This is a genomic window from Cohnella zeiphila (assembly GCF_014212055.1).
GTDB lineage: Bacteria > Bacillota > Bacilli > Paenibacillales > Paenibacillaceae > Cohnella > Cohnella zeiphila.
The window spans coordinates 94,061-112,469 of sequence record NZ_JACJVO010000020.1 but is presented as its reverse complement, the minus strand read 5'-3'; the positions used below and the strand labels follow the sequence as shown (position 1 = coordinate 112,469).

Sequence of the window (18,409 nt, the reverse complement as noted above, 5' to 3'; positions counted from 1 at the left end):
CAATAGGAATGCTTCATATTTATTCACTTTTGTAGTTATATTATTTTAACATCACCGCGCGACGAATGGCAATTTAATATTTTTATGACGCCGATAACGTTTGTTTCGCTTCGGCCGCGCGGGAGAACGGGGGAAAACGACAAATGCTGAGCCATGCAATGCGCCGCGTCCGGACGATCGCCGTGGCGGGAGCTCTGCTCTGGACCGGAGCCGGCTCCGTCTGGGCCGGGCCGGTCTCGGCGGAAACCGCCGCCGCGCCTTCCGCTGCCGGCGAACCTTATCGAATCGTCGTGCTGGGCGATTCCGTCAGCGTCGGCTACGAGCCGGGAGCGACCAAACCGTCCGATCTGTACGGCTACGCGGACCGGCTGCTCGACCAGGCGCTTCTTCACGGCAGGGCGGAGGAATCCAACTTCGCGATCATGGGGCTGACGACCGACGGATTGGACCGTTTCCTGCAGGGCACCAAGGACAAAAAGCCGATGACCGCCGCGCAAATCCAGGATTTCTCTAGCTTCGATCCCCGCGTTCGGGCCGAAGCGGAGACGACCGCCGCCCGCGCCGCCGAGCTCGGAGATGCGCTGGCCCAAGCGAACCTGGTCGCGCTGACGATCGGCGGCAACGATTTTCTCGATTACATACGGGAGCTGTCGACGCTCGGCACGGCGGACGCGCTCGCGTCGCTGGACCGGGATATGGACGGCAAATTGAATAATTATGCAGATCAGGCGGAACAAGCCGTTCGTCTCATTCACGATCTGGCGCCGCAGGCCGAGATTCTGATGACCGACCAATATCTTCCGATACCCGAGCAGTACAACGCCGATCTGTACAAACGCCTTCTCCAGGTTACCGACGATTTGGCCGACCGGCTGGACAAAATGGCCGAGAAGCTGGTCGAGGAGCATATCGACGTCGGCATCGTGGCGGTCCGGCAGCTGTTCGCGGGCAAGGAGCTGTCGTACACCCATATCTTCGACGCGAAGGACGTTCACCCGAACCAGGCGGGCTACTCCGCGATCGCCGAAGCTTTCGCCGATTCGCTGTGGGGCGGGTATACGCAGATCCCTTACGCTTCGAAGGGTACCGGTTCCGCTCCCGCGGCGCCCGCCCTTTATATAGAAGGAAGCCCGCTGAAGACGGCGAACAAGCCCGTCCTTCGCAGCGGCACGACATTCCTTGCGCTCAGCGATATCGCCGCCGCAACGCGCGCAACGCTGACGTGGGACAACAAGACGAGAACGGCGACGTTCCGCAAGGGCGCAAACGAGGTCTCGATCGCGATCGGCGCCAAAACGATGAAAGTAAACGGCACGCCAAAGGCGTTGGCGACTCCCGCTTACTTGCAGAAGGTCGGATCGGCGGAGAAAACGTACGTGCCGCTCGCCGCCGTGACCGAAGGCCTTCAGTATCAAGTCGTTTATCGCAGCAGACTGTATACCGCATTCATCCATTCATAAAAGAATCCCCCAAAAGTGACGTGGCGCTCCGAAGCCGATTCCGATTACTTTTGGGGGAGCTCCCGACATGAATCCCAAAAAAGCCAGTCCATCATAGAATTTCCCAACCAAACAAAAAAACAACGGAGCCGGGAAGCGTCCCGGCTTCGTTGTTTTTCGTATACGGCTGGCTGATCTACTTGGTTACTTTCACGCGAACGGTGACCGTTTTGCCGTCAAATGTCGCTTTGAGCGTCGTGCTGCCTTTGGCGACGGCTTTGATGACGCCGCCGCTGACCGTCGCCACCTTGGTGCTGGTCGCGGTCCAAAGCGCGGCGCTCGTCACGTCCACCGTCTTGCCGTTCTCGTACAGCGCCGTAATCTTCACCGCAGCGGAAGCTCCGGGAGCGAGTTCCAGCGACGGATTCGACGCCGAAAGCTTCGTCAGCTTCGCTTTGACGGTGAACGGAACGGTCAGCGTCTTGCCCTGGAACGTAGCGGTCAGCTTGCCGCTGCCTTCCGCCAGCGACTTGACGCTGGCGCCGTTCACGGTGAGGACCGATTCGTCCGAGGACGTCCATTCGATGCGCGAGCCGAGCGACACTTTCTTGCCGGCTTTGGTTTTCCCGGTCACCTTGATCGACTTGGTCTTCTTGATCGTCAGATCGATCGAAGCCGGATCGATCGTATAGACGATGTATTCGTCCTCCACGACCGCATTGACTTTGACGGTCGCGTTCAGGTAAGTGCCGGTGAGCGTCGCTTTGGAAGCGACCAGCCCTTTCCACGTATGGGTCGAATCCTTCACCAGCACGTTGGCCGATCCGGACGTCCATTCGATCTTGTCGGTCAGGTCCTCTTCGTCCCCGTCTTCATAAACGACATGGATCGTCGGATAGGCGACTTCCTGGCCGGTAATGATGCTTACGCTGTCGGTATCGGCCAACAGCATATGAACCTTCTTGTTCACTTGAAGATCGAAAGATGCGGTAAGCGTATCGTCTCCGCTCTTCAGCGTCGCCTTCAGCGTCGCGGCGCCGGTCTTGACCGCTTTCCACTGCCCGTCCTCGATCGAGACGATCGAATCGTCGCTCGACGTCCAGGTGACGCTGTCGGTAAGATCGACCGTGTCGCCGGACAGCGCTTCGCCGGTTACCGACGGAAAAGCGCCGGTCTCGTCCACGAACGCGTCCAGGCTATCCTTGTCGATCTTGAGCGACGTAACCGTAGGGTAGACGATGAGGGTAAATGAACGCGACAGGCCTTTGTACTCCGCCTTGATCGTCGTCGTGCCGGCGCTCTTGGGCGTCACGTAGACGGTTCCGTTCTCGATGCCGACGGTGGCGACGACCAGATCCGACGACGTCCATTGCGCCTTCAAGCTAACGTCTTCCGAGCTGGACGCATCCTTGACGGCATTGGCCTTAACCGCAAACTTGTCGTCCTGAAGCGACAGCTTCAGCGTCTTCTCCTGCGACAGGCGCAGCGCCTCGCTCGGCGTCCGGACGACGACCGTGACTTTGCCGGACACGCCCAAGTACGTCGCGGTAATGTCCGCCGTCCCGACGCCGACGAAGGAGACGGAGCCTTCCTCGTCCACTGTCGCAACTCCCGAGTTGGAGCTGGACCACGTTACTTTGTTCGTAACGTCCTCCGTGCCGCCCGTCTTCAACTGGGCGGTCGCGGTCAGCTTGATCGCGTCGTCGTCGACGTTCTTCTCGATCGGACCGGTCTGATCGATGCTCAGGCTCTTATAAGGAGAGGCGACCGTCAGCGCGACGGAATCGGTCCGTCCGAGGTAGGACACCGTAATCGTCGCCGTGCCGGACGCGACCAGCGTAACTTCCCCGCCGTCCACGGTCGCCACGCTCGAATTCGACGTGGTCCACGCGGCGTCGTCGGTTACGTTGACCCCGGTGCCCGTCGTCGGGATTCCTTCGGCCGTGAATACGATCGTGTCGCCCAGCTTGATGTCCATTTTGGAGTCGACCGCCGCGTCGTTCTGACGAATCTCGACCGACTTGTATCGATAGGCGGCGTTTAAGGCTACGGTGGCCGTGTAGCCGCCGTACTTGCCCGTAATGACCGCGTTGGCGGCGCTGGCCGTGGCCGTGACGACGCCGCCGCTTACGCTGACCGCCGAATTGGACGATGTCCAGGTCGCGACGGAAGTGACATCCTTCTTGCTCGAAGAGCCGCTGATCGTGGCCCATAAAGTCAAAGCGATCGAATCGTCGTTGACGTATACCGTCTTGTCGTCGATCGGCGACAGTTCGACGCCCGTAACCGTATCCTCCGCGTGCGCAAGACCGCTCGCTTGTCCCCAGAACAGTGCGGCGAGCAGCAAGGCGGCCAGCAGCCGGAACAGAACCGGTCGGCCGTATGGCCGCTTCCGCCGGCTGACCTGAATCGTGTCGTTTCTCATCGTGTGGCGTATCCTCCTAAAGCAAAAATTCCATACACCACTTATAACGGTCGAAACGCGGGAAAAATGAACCAATTTCGACAAAATCGGGACGTTAGTCGCAAACTTTCGTCCTAGGTATTCAGGGAGCCAAGCCGCGCTCCCGGTATTCGCTCGGCGTCTTGCCCGCGTATTTCTTGAACATCTGGCCGAAATACTTCACGTCCCCGAAGCCGACCATGCCGGCCACTTCGCTGATCTTCGCGGGGGACGACAGCAGGATGTCGGCCGCGCGCTCCATCTTCTTCTTCGTCACGTAATCGACGAACCGCATGCCCGTCTCCTTCTTGAACAAATCGCTCAGATGGCTCGGATGCAGGTGCACGCGGCTGGCGATCTGCCGAAGCCGAACGTCTTCTCCGAGCATCTCTTCTATATAAGCGAGCGCTCTGCGCACATGCGACGCCTGTCCGCCCGCGAGCTTCCCGTGATACAGCTCCATGATGCCGTACAAATGCTGGAACAGCAGCTCGCCCGGCGCCGTCCCCAGCTTGCCGGCCGGCATCGCGGGCCGCGCTTCCTGGGCGGAGTCGCGGCCCGTCGCGGCCAGCGCGCGGTCGAGCCAGCGATGGGCGGCGATGACGACGGATTGCAGGGCGGCTTCGAACGTGGCCGGCGTCGCCTCCGCATCTTCGGCAAGAGCTCTCGCATACGTCTGCGCCCATGCTTTCAGGCGCATCGGGTCGTTCTCGAGCAGCAGGGACGACAGCTCCTTCTCCTCCTCGGCCGTGCAGACCGATTGGCCGCCTTGGCGATGGCGAACGTCGTCGAAGCTCCAGACGGCCGGCTTCATCAGCGGCTTAAACCCGAACGCTTCATCGGCCGCCGCATAAGAGGCATGGAGCTCGCGCGGATGCTTGGCCTCCGTGCCGAAGACGACCGTCAGCTTGCACTTGAGCACCCGCTCGATTTTCGCGAACGCCGCCCGGTACGCCTCGGCGCATGGGCTGCCGGCATCCGAGCGCAGAGCCGCCGCGATCCGGCCGTCCTGCGCGAAGCTGACGCACGGCAGCGTGTCCTTCAGCGCATTGTCGACCGCAAACAGCAAAAGCGACGCTTCCTTGACCGATGCTCCCCATCCGCCGGCGGCGATCAGGGCGACGGTCCACGCTCCGCCAAGGCCGGCTTCCTCCCCGAAGGGAAGCGCCCTATCGCCGGGCAGCTCGACGCGCTCCCCGGCGTCCGGAATCCCTTCCTCGACCCACCTCCGAAACCGCCGCATCGATTCCTCGCGCCTGCGCCTCTCTTCCCCAGTCAGCGTCACGCGCCGCTCCTCGGCCTTTTTTTTCACCTTCAGCATCGTCTTGATAATCTCTTCCGGCCGGCTCGACTTCAGCAAGTAATCGCTCACGTTCTGCCGGATCGCCTGCTGCGTATAGATAAAGTCGTCGTATCCCGAAAGGATGACCACCTCGAGCCGGGGGAGCATGCGGGCCGCTTCCTCCGCCAGTTCCAGCCCGGTTTTGCCCGTCATGCGGATGTCGGTCAGCAGAATGTCGGGGCGCTCTTCGGGAAGACGCGCCAGCGCTTCTTCCGCCGAACCCGCGGGCGGCAGCAGGGAGATGCCCATCTCCCGCCAATCGATAACGGTAGCCAAACCCGTTCGAATGATGACTTCGTCGTCCACGATCATCAGCTTCATGCGGGTCCCTCCAAGATCGGAATGGAAAAGGAGATACGGGTGCCGGCCCCCGGCCTGCTGTCGATGCGAAGGCACGACCGTGGACCGTAATGGAGCCGCAGCCGCTCGTTGACGTTGCGCAAGCCGTAGCCGGCTGCGGCATGTTCGGGAAGCTCGGGTTCGGCCAAGCTGTCCCGCAGCTGCCGCAGCCGTTCCCCGGTCATGCCGATGCCGTCGTCGAGGACGAGAAAATGCATGTCGCCGCCCCTTTGCTCCAAATAGACGGCAATCGTTCCTTGTTCTCCCTTTTTGAGAATGCCGTGGATCATCGCGTTTTCCAGCAGGGGCTGCAGCAGCAGCTTCAGCATGTATTTGTCCGACAGCTCCGGATCGACGATGCATTCGACTTCGAATTGTCCCGGATAGCGGAGCGCCTGGATTTGGGCGTAGTTGCGGATGTGCGCGAATTCCTGGCGGACGGGGCAATAGTCGTTGCCTTTGTTCAGGCTGAACTGAAGGAAGTCGCTGAGCGCCCCGACCATCTCGGCGATACGCTTTTCCTCGGACATGAGCGCCATCCAATGAACGGAAGAAAGCGTGTTGTACAGAAAATGGGGGTTGATCTGCGCCTGCAGCGCCCGGATGTCCGCCTCCTTCTTCCGGGTCTCGTCGCGGATGAGCTGCTCTTTCAATTGCTTGATGTGCGAGCCCAGCTTGTTGTAGCTTTTGCTCAGTTGGCCGATCTCGTCGCTCGACGACGGATGGTACACCGGCACCGGCTCGTCGGGATTGATCTTGCTCAGTAAGCGGGCCAGCACCTTGAGCGGATTCGTGACGCGCTGGATGACGAACAGGATCAGCCCCGCGTTCATGACGATCGAGATCACGACCGCCGCCGCCGACAATTGCAAAATATATCGGTTCTGCGACCGGTTCAGACTTTCGGGCGTCAGGCCCATCAGCGTCCAGCCGGTGGAAGGCTCCGGATAGACGATCGCGTTCATGGCGCCGCTGCCTTTCCCGTACCGGAATCGGCTGTAATTCGAGGCTCCGTCTGCTTTCCAGGGAATGTCGGGGAACAGCTCCTCGACCGGGCGGGCGAGCCAGGCTCTCTCCGTGGACGACAGAACGCTGCCGTCCCCGCCGAGGAGCAGCACGCGCCCCTTGCCTTCCCCGAAGCCGACTTCCGACCAGATGTCGGCGATCGCCGACTCGTCCACGCTGACGATCAGCCAGCCGATCGGTTCCAGCGTATAGATGCTGCGCATCGGGCGGATGAGCGACAGGACGCGGTGCGTTCCGGCGAAGTCGGTCATGTCGTACAAGCCGGTCCACCTTTTTTCTTTGACCTTGGCAAGGTCGACTTGCCGATCGAGCGTCGATTCGTAGACGTTGGTCGTGGACAACGGCGGGTTGAATTGCTTGGGGTAGATCGCGATGTTGGAGATATAGTTCTTGGAGCTGGTCAGGTCGCTCATGAAGCTGAGGATGCGCGTCTTCACCTGCTCGTTTACCGCCGTGGTGCTCAAATAGAGCTGGATGTCGCTCTGGCCGATCAGCGTAATCGACAGGCTCTCGATGTCGGATATGACGAAGCGAAGCTTCCCCTGCATCTGCCCAAGCGTATCGACGCCGGATTGCAGCAGCTTCTGTTCCGTCACGTCGGTCGAGACCTTGTACGTAAAAACGCCCAGCAGCGCAAGCGGAAGCAAGGTCGACGCCAGCATGAGCAGCGACAGCTTCCGCTGCAGCGAAGCCGCAATCCATCGCATCTGCCCGCCCCCCTTCCGCCGCGCGTTACTTGCTCATGGCTGCCGCTTGGGTGTCCTGCAGCTGCTGGGCGATCTTGTAGACGTTGCCGCCGAGCAGAACTTCCTGAAGCCCGCTGTTGATCGCCTCCGTCGCGGACAAGCTGAGGCTGACGTCGTATACGGGGCTGAGCTTGACGCTGCCGATCAGATCGTAGAGTTCGAGAAACAGCGGATTGGCCTTCGTCCGGTCGGGCTCCAGGTCGTAGCTGGTCAACGTGCTGCTGTCCAGCGTCGCCTTCTGGCCTTCCGGCCCGGAAAGGGCGTAGAACAGGTCGAGCGCCGCTTCTCGTTCGGCGCCTTCCAGCCTCTTGTTTACGCCCAGCCCCGTGCCGACGACGCCGGAGACGGAGCGGGCTTCGCCCTTGCCGCCCGCGATCGAGGGCATGATTCCGACGTGCGTATGCGCGAGTGCCTCCTTCGGCATGTTCTGGACGATGTAGGAAGTCGCCCACCCGCCGTTGAAGAACATCGCCGCTTTTCCGTCAAAGAACAATTGCATCATCTGATAATCGTCGAGCAGATTGAAATCGGCGGGAAAAGCCCCGGTCTTGCCGAAATTTTGCAGCAGCTTCAGCGCATCGATGAACGGAGGGTCGGTAAAGCGGGCTCCCTTCTGGTTAACCGCTTTCATAAACCAGTCGGAACCGGTGACCCGGTCGGCCAGGGTGCTGAAGATCGTAGACTGCACGACCCAGTTCGCCTTGTTCCCCAGCGCGATCGGGATGATTCGATGCTCGTTGAAGATGCGAACGGCCGTCTGCATCTCCTCCCAGGTCTCGGGCACCTTCACGCCGTATCGATCGAACAGCTCTTGATTGTAGTAAAGAATGGACGTCGGCGCGAGATTCATCGGAACGCTGTAAATGCCGCCGTTCACGGTAAACCCGTCGAAGGCGTGCGGGATGAATCGGTCCCGCCATTCGGGCTTGCCGTCCAGCAAGTCGTTTACCGGCTGCAGCAAGCCCCCCTTTACGAAATCTGTCGTCATCGACCCCGGCCACATGACGAACAGGTCCGGCATTTCGTCCGCCGCGGCAAGCGTCCGCAGCCGGACCTTGAGCACGTCGGTCGGCAGACCGACGTCTTCGAGCCGCACGTCGGGATGGGCGGTCCGGAATTCGTTGAGGATGCGTCTCATCGCGATCGCCTTCGCGTCCTGGCCGGTCCAATTGTGCAGGAGCGTCAGGCGAACGGTTTGCTGTCGCCCTCCGGCAGGCTGCGGGGGCGTGTACGTCCCGATTCCGCAGCCTGCCGCCAGCGCCGCGAGCAGCCCCGACATGAGAATGAGGATGACGATCGTCGCTCCACGCCTCGTTGCCATAGTCCAGAACCTCCCGCGAGAAAGTTCATTTTCATTTTATATGCGGGACGGGTTGGGGACAATCCGCCGATCGTACCGCGGCTTCCATCAGACCTTTGATATAGCCGACGCCGAACAGACGGCCCAGCAGCTCGTAGCCGGGGTTCTCGTTGCTCTCCCCTTCCATCGTCGGCACGTGGTCCGGCCGCGCCGGTCCTTCGAAACCGACTTCGCGATAGGTCTTCATGGCCTCCCACATGTCCGTCTGGCCGTCGTCGTGGAACGTCTCCTCGAATCGGTCCGGCGTCCCGCGCACATCGCGAAAATGGACGAAAAACAGCTTGCCCTGCCCGGCGAACCGGCGGATGGCGGCAGGGATGTCGTCTCCCGCCGTCGACAGCGTGCCCTGGCACAAGGTGACGCCGTTATATTCGCTGGGCACCAGGTCGATCGCCCGCTGCAGAGCATCGGCGTTGCGAAGGATCCGCGAGACGCCCCGGATCGGCGAGATCGGGGGATCGTCGGGATGGAGCGCCAGCTTGACGCGGGCTTTCTCCGCGACCGGAACGATCTGCTTCAGAAAATATTCCAGATTGGTCCACAGCCGATCCTCCGGGACGATGCCGGCATCGGTGAGCGGCGCATCCATCATGAGCGCGTGATCGTAGCCGGATACGAGCGCCCCTCCGCGCGTTCGAATCGAGGTCGAGGTGCGGAACCAGCCGAACTCGGCCATGAAGTTGTAGCACAGCACCGGGATTCCGGCCGCGCCCATATTTACGATCAGACTTTTGAACGCATCGATCTCTTCGTCCCGCCCTTCCGTCCCCAGCTTGATGCGGTTGCTTGGCGGCATCGATTCGATGACCTGCAGCGAGAGACCGAAGTTCTCGAACCGCTGCTTCATCTGAAGCAGCGGAACGAAGTCCCACGCCTTGCCGGCTTTCTCCTCCCAGGCGAGCGGGCCGACCGCGTGGGCGATTCCCATTTGCCGGGCCAAGTGCCACAACCGCGTAGGCTTTGACGGAAAAAATTCGGCCAGCAGCATTCGAATTCCTCCTTTTTAGATGCGCGAACGGTTTCGCGCCGATATCATGGTGCCGCTACGCCCTCCGGGCGGCGGGCTCGCCAGGGCCGATTGCGGCTTCGTGTGCCGCTGTGTCCCCGAGCAGTACAAATGGGCTCCGGCCGAGCGAAGAACGAAAGCTGCCAGAACGAACCGCTCCGGCAGCAAACCCTCGAATGCCTTACGCGTTTTTCGCCGCGATTTGCTGTCCGAGCTTATTGAGCTTGTCGTATGCGTCCTCGATCGACGTTTGGCCGAACATGACCCCTTCCATCGTCGACTTGTACGTATCGACCCACTCCGTGAAGCCTTGCGCGATCGAGTAGAACGGCAGCGCCTTCTCCACGGACATGTCGTAGATTTTTTTGCCGATCAGGTCCTTCGGCTCCATCGTCGGCTCCAGCTGCTTGAAAATGTCCGGATTGATCGGAATGCCTCGCGTCATCTTGAGCGTCTGGCCGGCATCCGGATCGGTGATGAACCATTTTAGGAACGCCTTGGCTTCCTCCTTATGCTGAGAATTGGCGCTGACGCTGAGGAAGATCGTCGACTGCGCCCATCCGCCTCCGGCCGGGCCGGTCGGAATGCCGACGACGTCCACCTGGTCGGGCATCAGCGTGTACAGGGCGGCGACGGACCCGGTCGTCGCGCCGCGGGTCATCACGACGCCGCTGGCCATCGGGTCGGCGCTCGGATCGTTCTCGACGAACGAGAGCGACTTGTCGGGCGGAGGCACGGCTTGTTCCTTGCGCAAATCCGCGAAAGTCTGCTGGTACTTGACGAACAGATCCTTATCCAGCGTGAACGTCTTGCCGTTGTCGCCCATGAGCGGCTTGCCGCCGTTGCCGGTCTGATACCAGTTGTACCAGTCCCATGCGCTGCTCGCATCGCCGATGCCGTATTTGCCCTTCGGCAGCTTCTGTCTCGCTTCCCGGGCGAACGCGAAGTAGTCGTCCCACGTCCAGTTTTTCTGCGGCAGCGAGATGCCGGCCGCTTCCAACGCGGGTTTGTTGAAGGCGATACCCTGCGCGTTCTGGCTGAGCGGAATGCCGTACAGCTTGCCGTCGATCTTCAGGTTGTCGATCACCGCCGGATCCACGATGCCCCCCAAGTCGAGATCGGACAGGTCCTCCAATACGCCTTTGGCAACGTAATCCTGAATATAGGCCGCGTCCATCTGAAGAATGTCGGGCACCGTCTTGGACGCCGCGAGGGCGGGAAGCTTCTGCCAGTAGCCGTCCCAGGCCATGTAATCCGGCGCGAACGTCGTGCCCGGATGCTGCTTGGAGTAAAGGTCGAGCGCTTTGAGCGTCGCTTCATGGCGGTCGTCCGCCCCCCACCACATGATGCCGAGCTTGACGGAAGCCGCGGGCGCTTTCCCGTCCCCGCTGCTCGGCGCTTCCGAACTGCCGCCGGACGGCGAGGCGGAGGGCGACGCGTTTCCGCTTCCTGCGTTGCCTCCGTTGCCGCCATTCCCGCCGCTTCCGCCGCATCCCGCCAGCGTCAACAGCGCGGCGAAGGCGAGCAGCGCCCAAAACTTGGAGCCTTTTCGCATCATCATGTCTTTTCTTCTCCTCTCGTCATTTCGATCGTTTGAGATCAAGCTAACCTTTCAAGCCGGTCGTGGCGATTCCCGAGACGAAATGCTTCTGCGCGAAGAAAAACATCAAAGCGGAAGGGACGACGGACAACAGCGACATCGCGAGCAGCTGCCCCCACTGGATCTCGAACTGGTCGATAAACATGCGGAGCGCCAGCGCCACGGTGAACTTTTCCACGGAGCTGAGATACAGGATTTGCGCGAAAAAATCGTCCCAGCTCCAGATGAAGGTGAAGATCGCGACCGTGACGAGCGCCGGCTTGACCAGCGGCAGCACGACCCGCCAAAAGATTCCGTACACCGAAGCGCCGTCGATCGTCGCCGCCTCGTCCAGGTCGCGAGGGATGCCGCGGATGAACTGCACGATCAGGAAGATGAAGAAGGCGCCGCCGCCGAAAAAATGAGGAAGCACCAAAGGCACGTAGCTGTTCACCAGGCCGACGGAATTGTACAGAATATACTGCGGAATGATCGTCACCTGCGTCGGCAGCATCATCGTGAGCAGCAGGATCCCGAACCACATTCCCCGCAGCTTGAAGTTCAGCCGGGCGAAGCCGTAGGCGACGAGCGCGGCCGTCAGAACGCTGCCGAACACGTTTCCGACTTCCATCAACAGCGTATTGGAGAAAAAGTGGGCGAACGAATACTGGTCCGAGAAATGCCATCCGTCCGAGTAGTTGCTCCACATCGGCTTCGACGGCCAAATCGCGGGCAGCCTCATCTCGTCCAGCGGCTTGAGCGAAGCGCCCAGCCACCAGATGACCGGATAAATCATGAGGAGCGAGAAGACGATCAGAACCAGGTGGACGACCCATTTCGATCGGCGTACCGTCATCCCTCTCTCCCTCCTTCCGCCTCATAGAACACCCAGTAGCGCGACACAAGGAAGTTAATGGCCGTCAAGGCCGCCACGATCGCCAGCAGAACCCAGGCCAGCGCGGAAGCATAACCCATCTGGAAGTGCTTGAACGCCTTTTCGTAGAGGAACATCGCATAGACGTAAGTGGACTGCACCGGCCCCCCTTTCGTAATGACGAAGGCGGCGGTAAACATCTGGAACGAGTTGATGATGCCGAGCACCAGGTTAAAGAACATGACGGGCGACAGCATCGGCAGCGTGATGCGGAAAAACCTGCGGAAGCTCCCGGCCCCGTCCACCGCCGCCGCCTCGTACAGCTCCTGCGGGACTTGCTTCAGACCGGCCAGGAAGATGACCATCGTCGAGCCGAACTGCCACGTGTTCAGCAGAATCAGCGTGCCGAGCGCCGTATCCGGGCTCGAAATCCAGCCCTTGCCGGCGATGCCGAACCAGGCCAGAATCGCGTTGATGTAGCCGTCGGCCCCGAACATGTTCCGCCAGAGCACGGAGACGGCGATGCTGCCGCCGATCAGGGACGGAAAGTAAATCAGCGTCCGGTAAACGTTCATCCCGCGCAGATTTTTGGCGAGCAGCATGGCGACCATGAGCGAGAAAAAGAGCTTGAGCGGCACGGAGAACAGCACGAACGTAAACGTGACTTTGAGCGACTTGGTGAACGAGTCGTCGTCGCCGAACATATGCCGGTAGTTGGCGAGTCCCGTCCATACCGGATCCGCCAGCATCGAATAGTCGGTGAACGACAGATAGAACGATTGGGCGATCGGCCACAGCGTCAGCAGAAGAAAGCCGATCAGCCAGGGGGATATGAACACGTATCCCGCTACATTCCTCCCTCTTTGAGCCATAAATCTCTCCCCTCTCGGCCGGTTGCTTGCCCGGTAGCCCTAACTATAAAAGAGAACGTTTTCTTTGGGCAGGTGAAAAAAACCGGGTGAAGGGTAGAATTTTTTACGGCGTTGGCCGGGCTGGCGGGCCCGGGGGCGATGAGAAGGCGAAGGCGGGACGGCAAGACGGCTTCCGGCTAGGCTGCGAGGGCGACGAGGGAGCGAAGGCGGGGCGGCGAGACGGCTTCCGGCTAGGCTGCGGGGGCGACGAGGGAGCGAAGGCGGAGCGGCAAGACGGCTTCCGGCTAGCCCCGGCCGATATCGTCACCGCCGGCAGGGCAAAAACTGCAAATGTGCAGGAATTCGAAGCGATTTTGCCGCTTTTTTATCAAATGCCTGCATTTGTGCAGGTTTTCTCCCGCTTCCCCGCTCCGATCCGCCGATCGCCGCCAAAAAACTGCACTTTTGCAGGCTTCGTGCATTCGGCGTTCGTCTTAAGAGCAAATACCTGCAGATTTGCAGGTTTTGAACCTCGGACAGACGATCGATCGATGACAAGCTTACTTGTCGGCGGAATGCGCCAATGCCAAAAAAGGCCGGCGATGTGTTCGCTTGTCGTTACGCGTTCGCCGCCAAGCTCTCTCCGCGCGTTCCCGGATCGTGCGGGCGGAAGCGGTCGGCCCGGCGGCTCCGCGCCCGGAACAGGAGCAGCGTCAGCGCGACGAACGGCGCGGCGTACGCCGCCAGCAGAAGCAGCTCATGCCCGACGCTCGAAGCTTCGCCGCCGGTCAGCGTGTAGCGCACGGCGCGGATCGCGTGCGTCATCGGCATCCATTCGCCGATCCGCTGAAGCCAAGTCGGGAGCAGCTCCGCCGGATAGGTGCCGGCGCTGGAGGCCAGTTGGAGCGTCAGCAGCACGACGGCGACGAAGCGTCCGATCGTATCCGCCAGCGTGGACAGAAACTGCACGATGGTCATGAACGTCAGCCCGATCGCGGCGCTGACGGCGTAGAACAGCGGAACGTTCGGCACCTGCAGTCCCAGTCCCGCGATCAGCACCGTATCCGCAAGCACCGTTTGCAGCAGGACGATCGGCGCGAACAGCAGCAGCTTGGACAAGTACCACCGGAAGCCGCCGCGGACCGTTCCCGCCGCGTCGCGCAGCGGGAGAATGACGGTCGACATGAGCACGCCCACGTACAGGCCGAGCGAGAGGAAGTACGGCGTCATGCCCGTGCCGTAGTTCGGCACGTTCGCCAGCTTGTGCTCGGAGACGGACACCGGGTCGGCGAACATGCCGGCCTGCTTGTCGGTTCCTTGCAGCTCCGAAGCTTGCTGCGACGCGTCTCCGAGCTTGCCGGCCAGCTCCTCCGAGCCGCTCAGCAGCCCGGACACGCCCCCGGCCAGCGACTGCGAGCCGTCGGTCAATTCCTTCGAGCCCTCGGCGACCGTCTGCAGCCCGCCGCTCGCGTCTCCGAGCCCGGTCTGCAGCGACTTCGCTCCGTCCGCCACTTGCCGCGCGCCGTCCGCCAGCGCGTCCGCCCCGCCGGCCGCCTCCTTCAGCTTGCCGGCCAAAGCGTCGGCACCCTGCTTCAGCTTCGCCGCGCCTGCCTGCCAGTCCGCCGCGCTTTGAGCCAGCCGGCTTTGCCCCGCGGCGAGCTGATCCGCGCTGTCCGCCAGCGTTCCGGCGCCCTGCCGCAGCTGCCCGGCTCCCGCCGCGACCGAATCCGCGGCCGCCAGCAGCTGCCGGAACGCGGCGTCGTCCGCCAGGCCGCCGTGCGCCTCGGCATACTGGCGCAGCCCGGCGGCGAGTTGATCCGCGCCGTCGGCCACGCTCTCGCTGCCGGCCTTCGCCGCGTCCGCCGCGTCGGCCAGCTTCCGCCCGCCGGCAGCCAGGCTGTCCGCGCCGGCCTTCAACTGCCCGGACGCGTCCGCCGCCTGGGCGACGCCGCTCTGAAGCTGGACGCTTCCCGCCGTCAACTGCCCCAGCCCGGCCGACAGCGTCGCTCCGCCGCCGGCTACCGCGTTCGCGCCGCTCGCCACCTTCGCCGCGCCGTCCGTCAGCTTGCCGAGGCCCTGCTTCAGCTCCAGCGCGCCGCCGGACAGCTTGGCGAGATTGTCGTGAAGCCGCTGCGCCCCCGCTTCGGCTTCCTTGGCGCCGTCCGCCAGCTTGCTCGCGCCGCCGGCCGCGTCCTTGAAGCCTTCGGCCGCCTCGCCGACGGAAGAGAATACCGCCGAAGCGTACGCCTTCGTCACCTCGCGGCCCACTTCGGTCCGCAGCGACTCCGCCGCGTCCGCCCCGATCCGCGAGGATAAGTAATTGTAGCCGTCGTCCACGTAATATTCGATTTGCGCCGGCTGCGGATCTTCGTCCCGCAGCGTCGTCGCCTGCTTCGAGAAATTCGCCGGAATGACGAACGCCATCGAATAGCGGTGGTCCTTCAGCCCGTCCATCGCTTCCTTCTCGTCCGTAAACGACCATTTGAAGTCCGAACCGTTCTTCAGCTGATCGACCAGATCGCTGCCGACGTGCAGCTCGCGCCCCTCCATCGACGCACCGGCGTCTTCGTTCACGACGGCGACCGGAAGCCGGTCCAGCTTGCCGTACGGATCCCAGAACGCTCCGATCAGCATGCCGCTGTACAGCAGCGGAATGACCATCAGGCCGACCATCGACAGCATCGCCATCCTGCTGCCGGTCAGCCTGCGGAATTCGCCGCGGACGACTCCGTCCCCTTGCGCCCGATTGCCTCTCATGACTCTCCACTCTCCTCGACAAATACGAAATGACCATTTTCCTCATTCGGTCAGTTTTCAACAAAAAAAGAAAGCGTCAGCGGTGGGCCAACCCTTCGATGCACATCATCCGGAAGTTCGACAGCACGTCTTCCCGGCTCAGCGGCTTCAGCCAATGCGGGCCCTCCGCCGTCAGCGCGAGATACATCTTCAGCATCAAATACGCCGTCATCTTCGGATCGCACGGCCGAATCTCTCCCTTGTCCGCCGCATCGTTCACGTGACGGGCGATGTAGGCGACGATCGCTTTCTCGACCCGCTCCAGCCCTTCCTTGGCCATCGGGGTGCCGATATCCCGCACTTCCTGCGACAGCTTGGCGGCCAGCGCGTGGCGCTCCCGGTAGTCGAGCACCCGGTGCAGAACGTTCATCAAGTTGTCGGCAAAAGAAAGCGACGGATCCAGCGTCTCGTCCGCCACGACGCGCAATTCCCGGATCAGCGCCGTCAGAATCTCTTCGAACAGCTCTTCTTTGTTGGCGTAGAACGTGTAGATCGTGCCCTTGCCGACGCGTGCCAGCTTCGCCACCTGGTCCATCGTCGTGCCCTTGTAGCCGAACGTCTCGAACGAACGGGACGCCGCTTCCGTCACCTGCCGGCGGCGGTCGATAGGCTTGCGTTCCGCCATCGCCTGTCCTCCTCCTACAAAAACTGACCAAAATAACGAACCGGTCAATTCGTTCCGAACCCAGCGTAACATAGCCTTTCCAAGGATGCAAGCCGGCTTTTCAGTATTTGTTCAGAAGCTCCATGTTATCATGATCGGAAAAAGACAAATATCCGATTCCCGTTCTCTCGGAGGTTGAACGCCCATGACGGTTTCCCGACGTCACGAACCTTTTCGCTATGCATTCGAACCCGCCATTTCCTGCCTGATCCGCTTAACCGCGATAAACCATAACCATCTGGACAGCCGGCCGGGACAAGCGGAGCTGCTTGACCTCAGCCCGAACGGCTGCAAGCTGGAGTCCGCGCTCAATTTTCACGCTGTGTCCCATGAATGCCAGGTCGTTCTCGATTTCGAATTGACCGGCCCGATCGAGATGCGGGGAACGATCCTGTGGCAGGAGCAAAGAGCGCACGGGTTCCGGTACGGCATCCGGTTCGACGAAGATCAGCCGTACGAGATCACGGGCGAGCTGAAGGCGTACGCCCGGCAGAAGCGGCATGAAGCCGCCGAGCTGCAGAATACGATGGAGCTGTGAACCCGGCGCTCCGCCTGAAGCTTGTCCCTTCCTACTCGCGGAGCCTCTCGAGCGCTTCCCGGAAATCGTCCGGCAGCGGCGCGCGAACGCTCATCGGCTCGTTCGTCCACGGATGATGCCAGCGAAGCTGCTCGCCGTGGAGCGCCTGCCGGGAGATGAGCCCTCTCTTTCCTCCGTACAGACCGTCTCCGGCCAGCGGATGTCCGATCGCCGCCAGGTGAACGCGAATCTGATGCGTGCGTCCCGTCTCCAGCCGCAGCCGGACGAGCGTATGGTCCGCGAACCGTTCCACGACTTCGTAATGCGTGACCGCCGGATCGCCCGTCTCGCTGACGCGGCGCCGGGTCGAATGGTGGCGATCCTGGCCGATCGGCAGGTCGATCGTCCCTTTATCCTTGGGAAGCGCCCCTTCGGCCAGCGCAAGGTAAATGCGCTCGATTTTTTTCTCGCGCATCTCCTTGTCGTACTGATAGTGGGCAAATTCGTTCTTGGCGTAAAGAACCGGCCCAGTCGTCTCCTTGTCGATGCGGTGGATATGCCGGATGCGCAGCTCCTGGCCCGTCGTCTCGTAATAGGAAGATACCGCGTGGGCCAGCGTCTTCCGCTGTCCTTTTTCGCTCGGATGAACCTCGATGCCGGCCGGCTTGTGGACGACCAGCGTGAAATCGTCCTCGTAAAGCACGTTCAGTTCCATCCAATCCGCCGGAAAATCGCGCGGCTCCTGCGGAAACAGCTTCAGCCTCAGCAAGGAGCCCTGAAGCGCCAGCCCTTTCGTCTGCATCAGCTTGGCGGCCAGCTTCGGAGCCAGCGGCGTATGCTGCATGACTTTCTGCGGCGGCGCCCCTGCCAGCGAATCCGGCAGGCGAATCTCCATCCATTCGCCTTTGCGGCGGCCCGGCTTGAGCGGCTCGATCCGCACGGCGCCCCTTCCCGGAGCCGCGCCGGAAGCCGCCGACGCTCCGCGGACATCCCTTGCGGCCGCTGCCGGCGTGCCGCGCCGGCTTCCCGGAGCTCCGCCTTCCTTGCGCGCCGATCGATCGCTTCCGAAGCTTCCGCCGCTTTTGGGCACGTGCCGGTCGCCGTCTCTACCGCCTCTCGCCGCTGGCCGTTCGCTCCCGCCTCTGCCGCTTCTTGCCGCGGGCCGGCCGCTTCCGCTTCCGCCTCTGCCTTTGCCGCCGCCCATGCCCGGCCGTTCGCCGCGCCTGCCGCCGGAATCCGCGCGCGGACGCTCGCCCCGTCCCTTCGCTTCGCCGCGCTGCGGCCGATTCCGTCCGTTTCCTCTCATGCCCGAACCACCCCGTTCTCAGCTTCGCCCCACAATATACGACGCCTTTCTTCGCTTGTCAAATCCATGCGTAACACGCCCCGCGGCAGAGTCGCGAATTGTCGGATTCCGCCCGGATTGT

At 61.9% G+C, this 18,409-nt stretch carries 13 protein-coding genes; 2 read left to right on the top strand and 11 right to left on the bottom strand.

Features of this window, described 5'->3' with window-relative positions; genetic code table 11:
* The first annotated feature begins 143 nt into the window (after nucleotides 1-143).
* On the top strand, nucleotides 144-1,460 hold the full coding sequence (locus tag H7C18_RS16265; protein ID WP_185130137.1) for a stalk domain-containing protein: 1,317 nt from the start codon (nucleotides 144-146) through the stop codon (nucleotides 1,458-1,460).
* Between the two features lie 175 nt (nucleotides 1,461-1,635).
* On the opposite strand, the gene H7C18_RS16260 is transcribed toward H7C18_RS16265, so the two are convergent.
* The 10 genes from H7C18_RS16260 to H7C18_RS16215 all read right to left on the bottom strand — a co-directional run bounded on the left by H7C18_RS16260 (nucleotide 1,636) and on the right by H7C18_RS16215 (nucleotide 16,426).
* Nucleotides 1,636-3,864 (bottom strand): Ig-like domain-containing protein, encoded by a 2,229-nt coding sequence (locus H7C18_RS16260; RefSeq protein ID WP_185130136.1) that lies wholly within the window; start codon nucleotides 3,862-3,864, stop codon nucleotides 1,636-1,638.
* A gap of 121 nt (nucleotides 3,865-3,985) precedes the next feature.
* Nucleotides 3,986-5,545, bottom strand: a complete 1,560-nt coding sequence (locus H7C18_RS16255) for a response regulator transcription factor (RefSeq protein WP_185130135.1) — start codon at nucleotides 5,543-5,545, stop codon at nucleotides 3,986-3,988.
* Nucleotides 5,542-7,296, bottom strand: a complete 1,755-nt coding sequence (locus tag H7C18_RS16250) for a cache domain-containing sensor histidine kinase (protein ID WP_185130134.1) — start codon at nucleotides 7,294-7,296, stop codon at nucleotides 5,542-5,544. The genes H7C18_RS16255 and H7C18_RS16250 overlap by 4 nt, the downstream gene beginning before the upstream one ends.
* 25 nt (nucleotides 7,297-7,321) lie before the next feature.
* Nucleotides 7,322-8,656, bottom strand: a complete 1,335-nt coding sequence (locus H7C18_RS16245; RefSeq protein ID WP_185130133.1) for an extracellular solute-binding protein — start codon at nucleotides 8,654-8,656, stop codon at nucleotides 7,322-7,324.
* 31 nt (nucleotides 8,657-8,687) lie between these two features.
* Nucleotides 8,688-9,683 carry a mannonate dehydratase gene (locus H7C18_RS16240; RefSeq protein ID WP_185130132.1) on the bottom strand — a complete coding sequence of 332 codons (996 nt, stop codon included), beginning with the start codon at nucleotides 9,681-9,683 and terminating at the stop codon, nucleotides 8,688-8,690.
* A gap of 199 nt (nucleotides 9,684-9,882) precedes the next feature.
* Entirely contained in the window at nucleotides 9,883-11,262 is a 1,380-nt protein-coding gene (locus tag H7C18_RS16235) for an ABC transporter substrate-binding protein (RefSeq protein WP_238357736.1), read from the bottom strand.
* Nucleotides 11,263-11,305: 43 nt separating this feature from the next.
* Nucleotides 11,306-12,136 (bottom strand): carbohydrate ABC transporter permease, encoded by an 831-nt coding sequence (locus H7C18_RS16230; protein ID WP_185130131.1) that lies wholly within the window; start codon nucleotides 12,134-12,136, stop codon nucleotides 11,306-11,308.
* Nucleotides 12,133-13,026 (bottom strand): carbohydrate ABC transporter permease, encoded by an 894-nt coding sequence (locus H7C18_RS16225; protein ID WP_185130130.1) that lies wholly within the window; start codon nucleotides 13,024-13,026, stop codon nucleotides 12,133-12,135. The genes H7C18_RS16230 and H7C18_RS16225 overlap by 4 nt, the downstream gene beginning before the upstream one ends.
* Before the next feature lie 597 nt (nucleotides 13,027-13,623).
* Nucleotides 13,624-15,762 (bottom strand): YhgE/Pip domain-containing protein, encoded by a 2,139-nt coding sequence (locus tag H7C18_RS16220; protein ID WP_185130129.1) that lies wholly within the window; start codon nucleotides 15,760-15,762, stop codon nucleotides 13,624-13,626.
* A gap of 76 nt (nucleotides 15,763-15,838) precedes the next feature.
* Complete coding sequence (locus H7C18_RS16215) at nucleotides 15,839-16,426, bottom strand: TetR/AcrR family transcriptional regulator (protein ID WP_185130128.1); 588 nt, start codon at nucleotides 16,424-16,426, stop codon at nucleotides 15,839-15,841.
* Nucleotides 16,427-16,610: 184 nt separating this feature from the next.
* Between H7C18_RS16215 and H7C18_RS16210 the strand changes: the two genes are divergently transcribed.
* Entirely contained in the window at nucleotides 16,611-17,003 is a 393-nt protein-coding gene (locus H7C18_RS16210; protein WP_185130127.1) for a PilZ domain-containing protein, read from the top strand.
* 31 nt (nucleotides 17,004-17,034) lie between these two features.
* Here H7C18_RS16210 and H7C18_RS35150 read toward each other — a convergent pair whose 3' ends face one another.
* On the bottom strand, nucleotides 17,035-18,288 hold the full coding sequence (locus H7C18_RS35150) for an RluA family pseudouridine synthase (RefSeq protein WP_238357735.1): 1,254 nt from the start codon (nucleotides 18,286-18,288) through the stop codon (nucleotides 17,035-17,037).
* Between the last annotated feature and the right edge of the window lie 121 nt (nucleotides 18,289-18,409).

Bases quoted from the DNA above. Each gene is read 5' to 3' on its own strand.
- H7C18_RS16265 (WP_185130137.1), top strand. From the start codon at position 144: ATGCTGAGCCATGCAATGCGCCGCGTCCGGACGATCGCCGTGGCGGGA.
- H7C18_RS16260 (WP_185130136.1), bottom strand. From the start codon at position 3,864: ATGAGAAACGACACGATTCAGGTCAGCCGGCGGAAGCGGCCATACGGC.
- H7C18_RS16255 (WP_185130135.1), bottom strand. From the start codon at position 5,545: ATGAAGCTGATGATCGTGGACGACGAAGTCATCATTCGAACGGGTTTG.
- H7C18_RS16250 (WP_185130134.1), bottom strand. From the start codon at position 7,296: ATGCGATGGATTGCGGCTTCGCTGCAGCGGAAGCTGTCGCTGCTCATG.
- H7C18_RS16245 (WP_185130133.1), bottom strand. From the start codon at position 8,656: ATGGCAACGAGGCGTGGAGCGACGATCGTCATCCTCATTCTCATGTCG.
- H7C18_RS16240 (WP_185130132.1), bottom strand. From the start codon at position 9,683: ATGCTGCTGGCCGAATTTTTTCCGTCAAAGCCTACGCGGTTGTGGCAC.
- H7C18_RS16235 (WP_238357736.1), bottom strand. From the start codon at position 11,262: ATGATGATGCGAAAAGGCTCCAAGTTTTGGGCGCTGCTCGCCTTCGCC.
- H7C18_RS16230 (WP_185130131.1), bottom strand. From the start codon at position 12,136: ATGACGGTACGCCGATCGAAATGGGTCGTCCACCTGGTTCTGATCGTC.
- H7C18_RS16225 (WP_185130130.1), bottom strand. From the start codon at position 13,026: ATGGCTCAAAGAGGGAGGAATGTAGCGGGATACGTGTTCATATCCCCC.
- H7C18_RS16220 (WP_185130129.1), bottom strand. From the start codon at position 15,762: ATGAGAGGCAATCGGGCGCAAGGGGACGGAGTCGTCCGCGGCGAATTC.
- H7C18_RS16215 (WP_185130128.1), bottom strand. From the start codon at position 16,426: ATGGCGGAACGCAAGCCTATCGACCGCCGCCGGCAGGTGACGGAAGCG.
- H7C18_RS16210 (WP_185130127.1), top strand. From the start codon at position 16,611: ATGACGGTTTCCCGACGTCACGAACCTTTTCGCTATGCATTCGAACCC.
- H7C18_RS35150 (WP_238357735.1), bottom strand. From the start codon at position 18,288: ATGAGAGGAAACGGACGGAATCGGCCGCAGCGCGGCGAAGCGAAGGGA.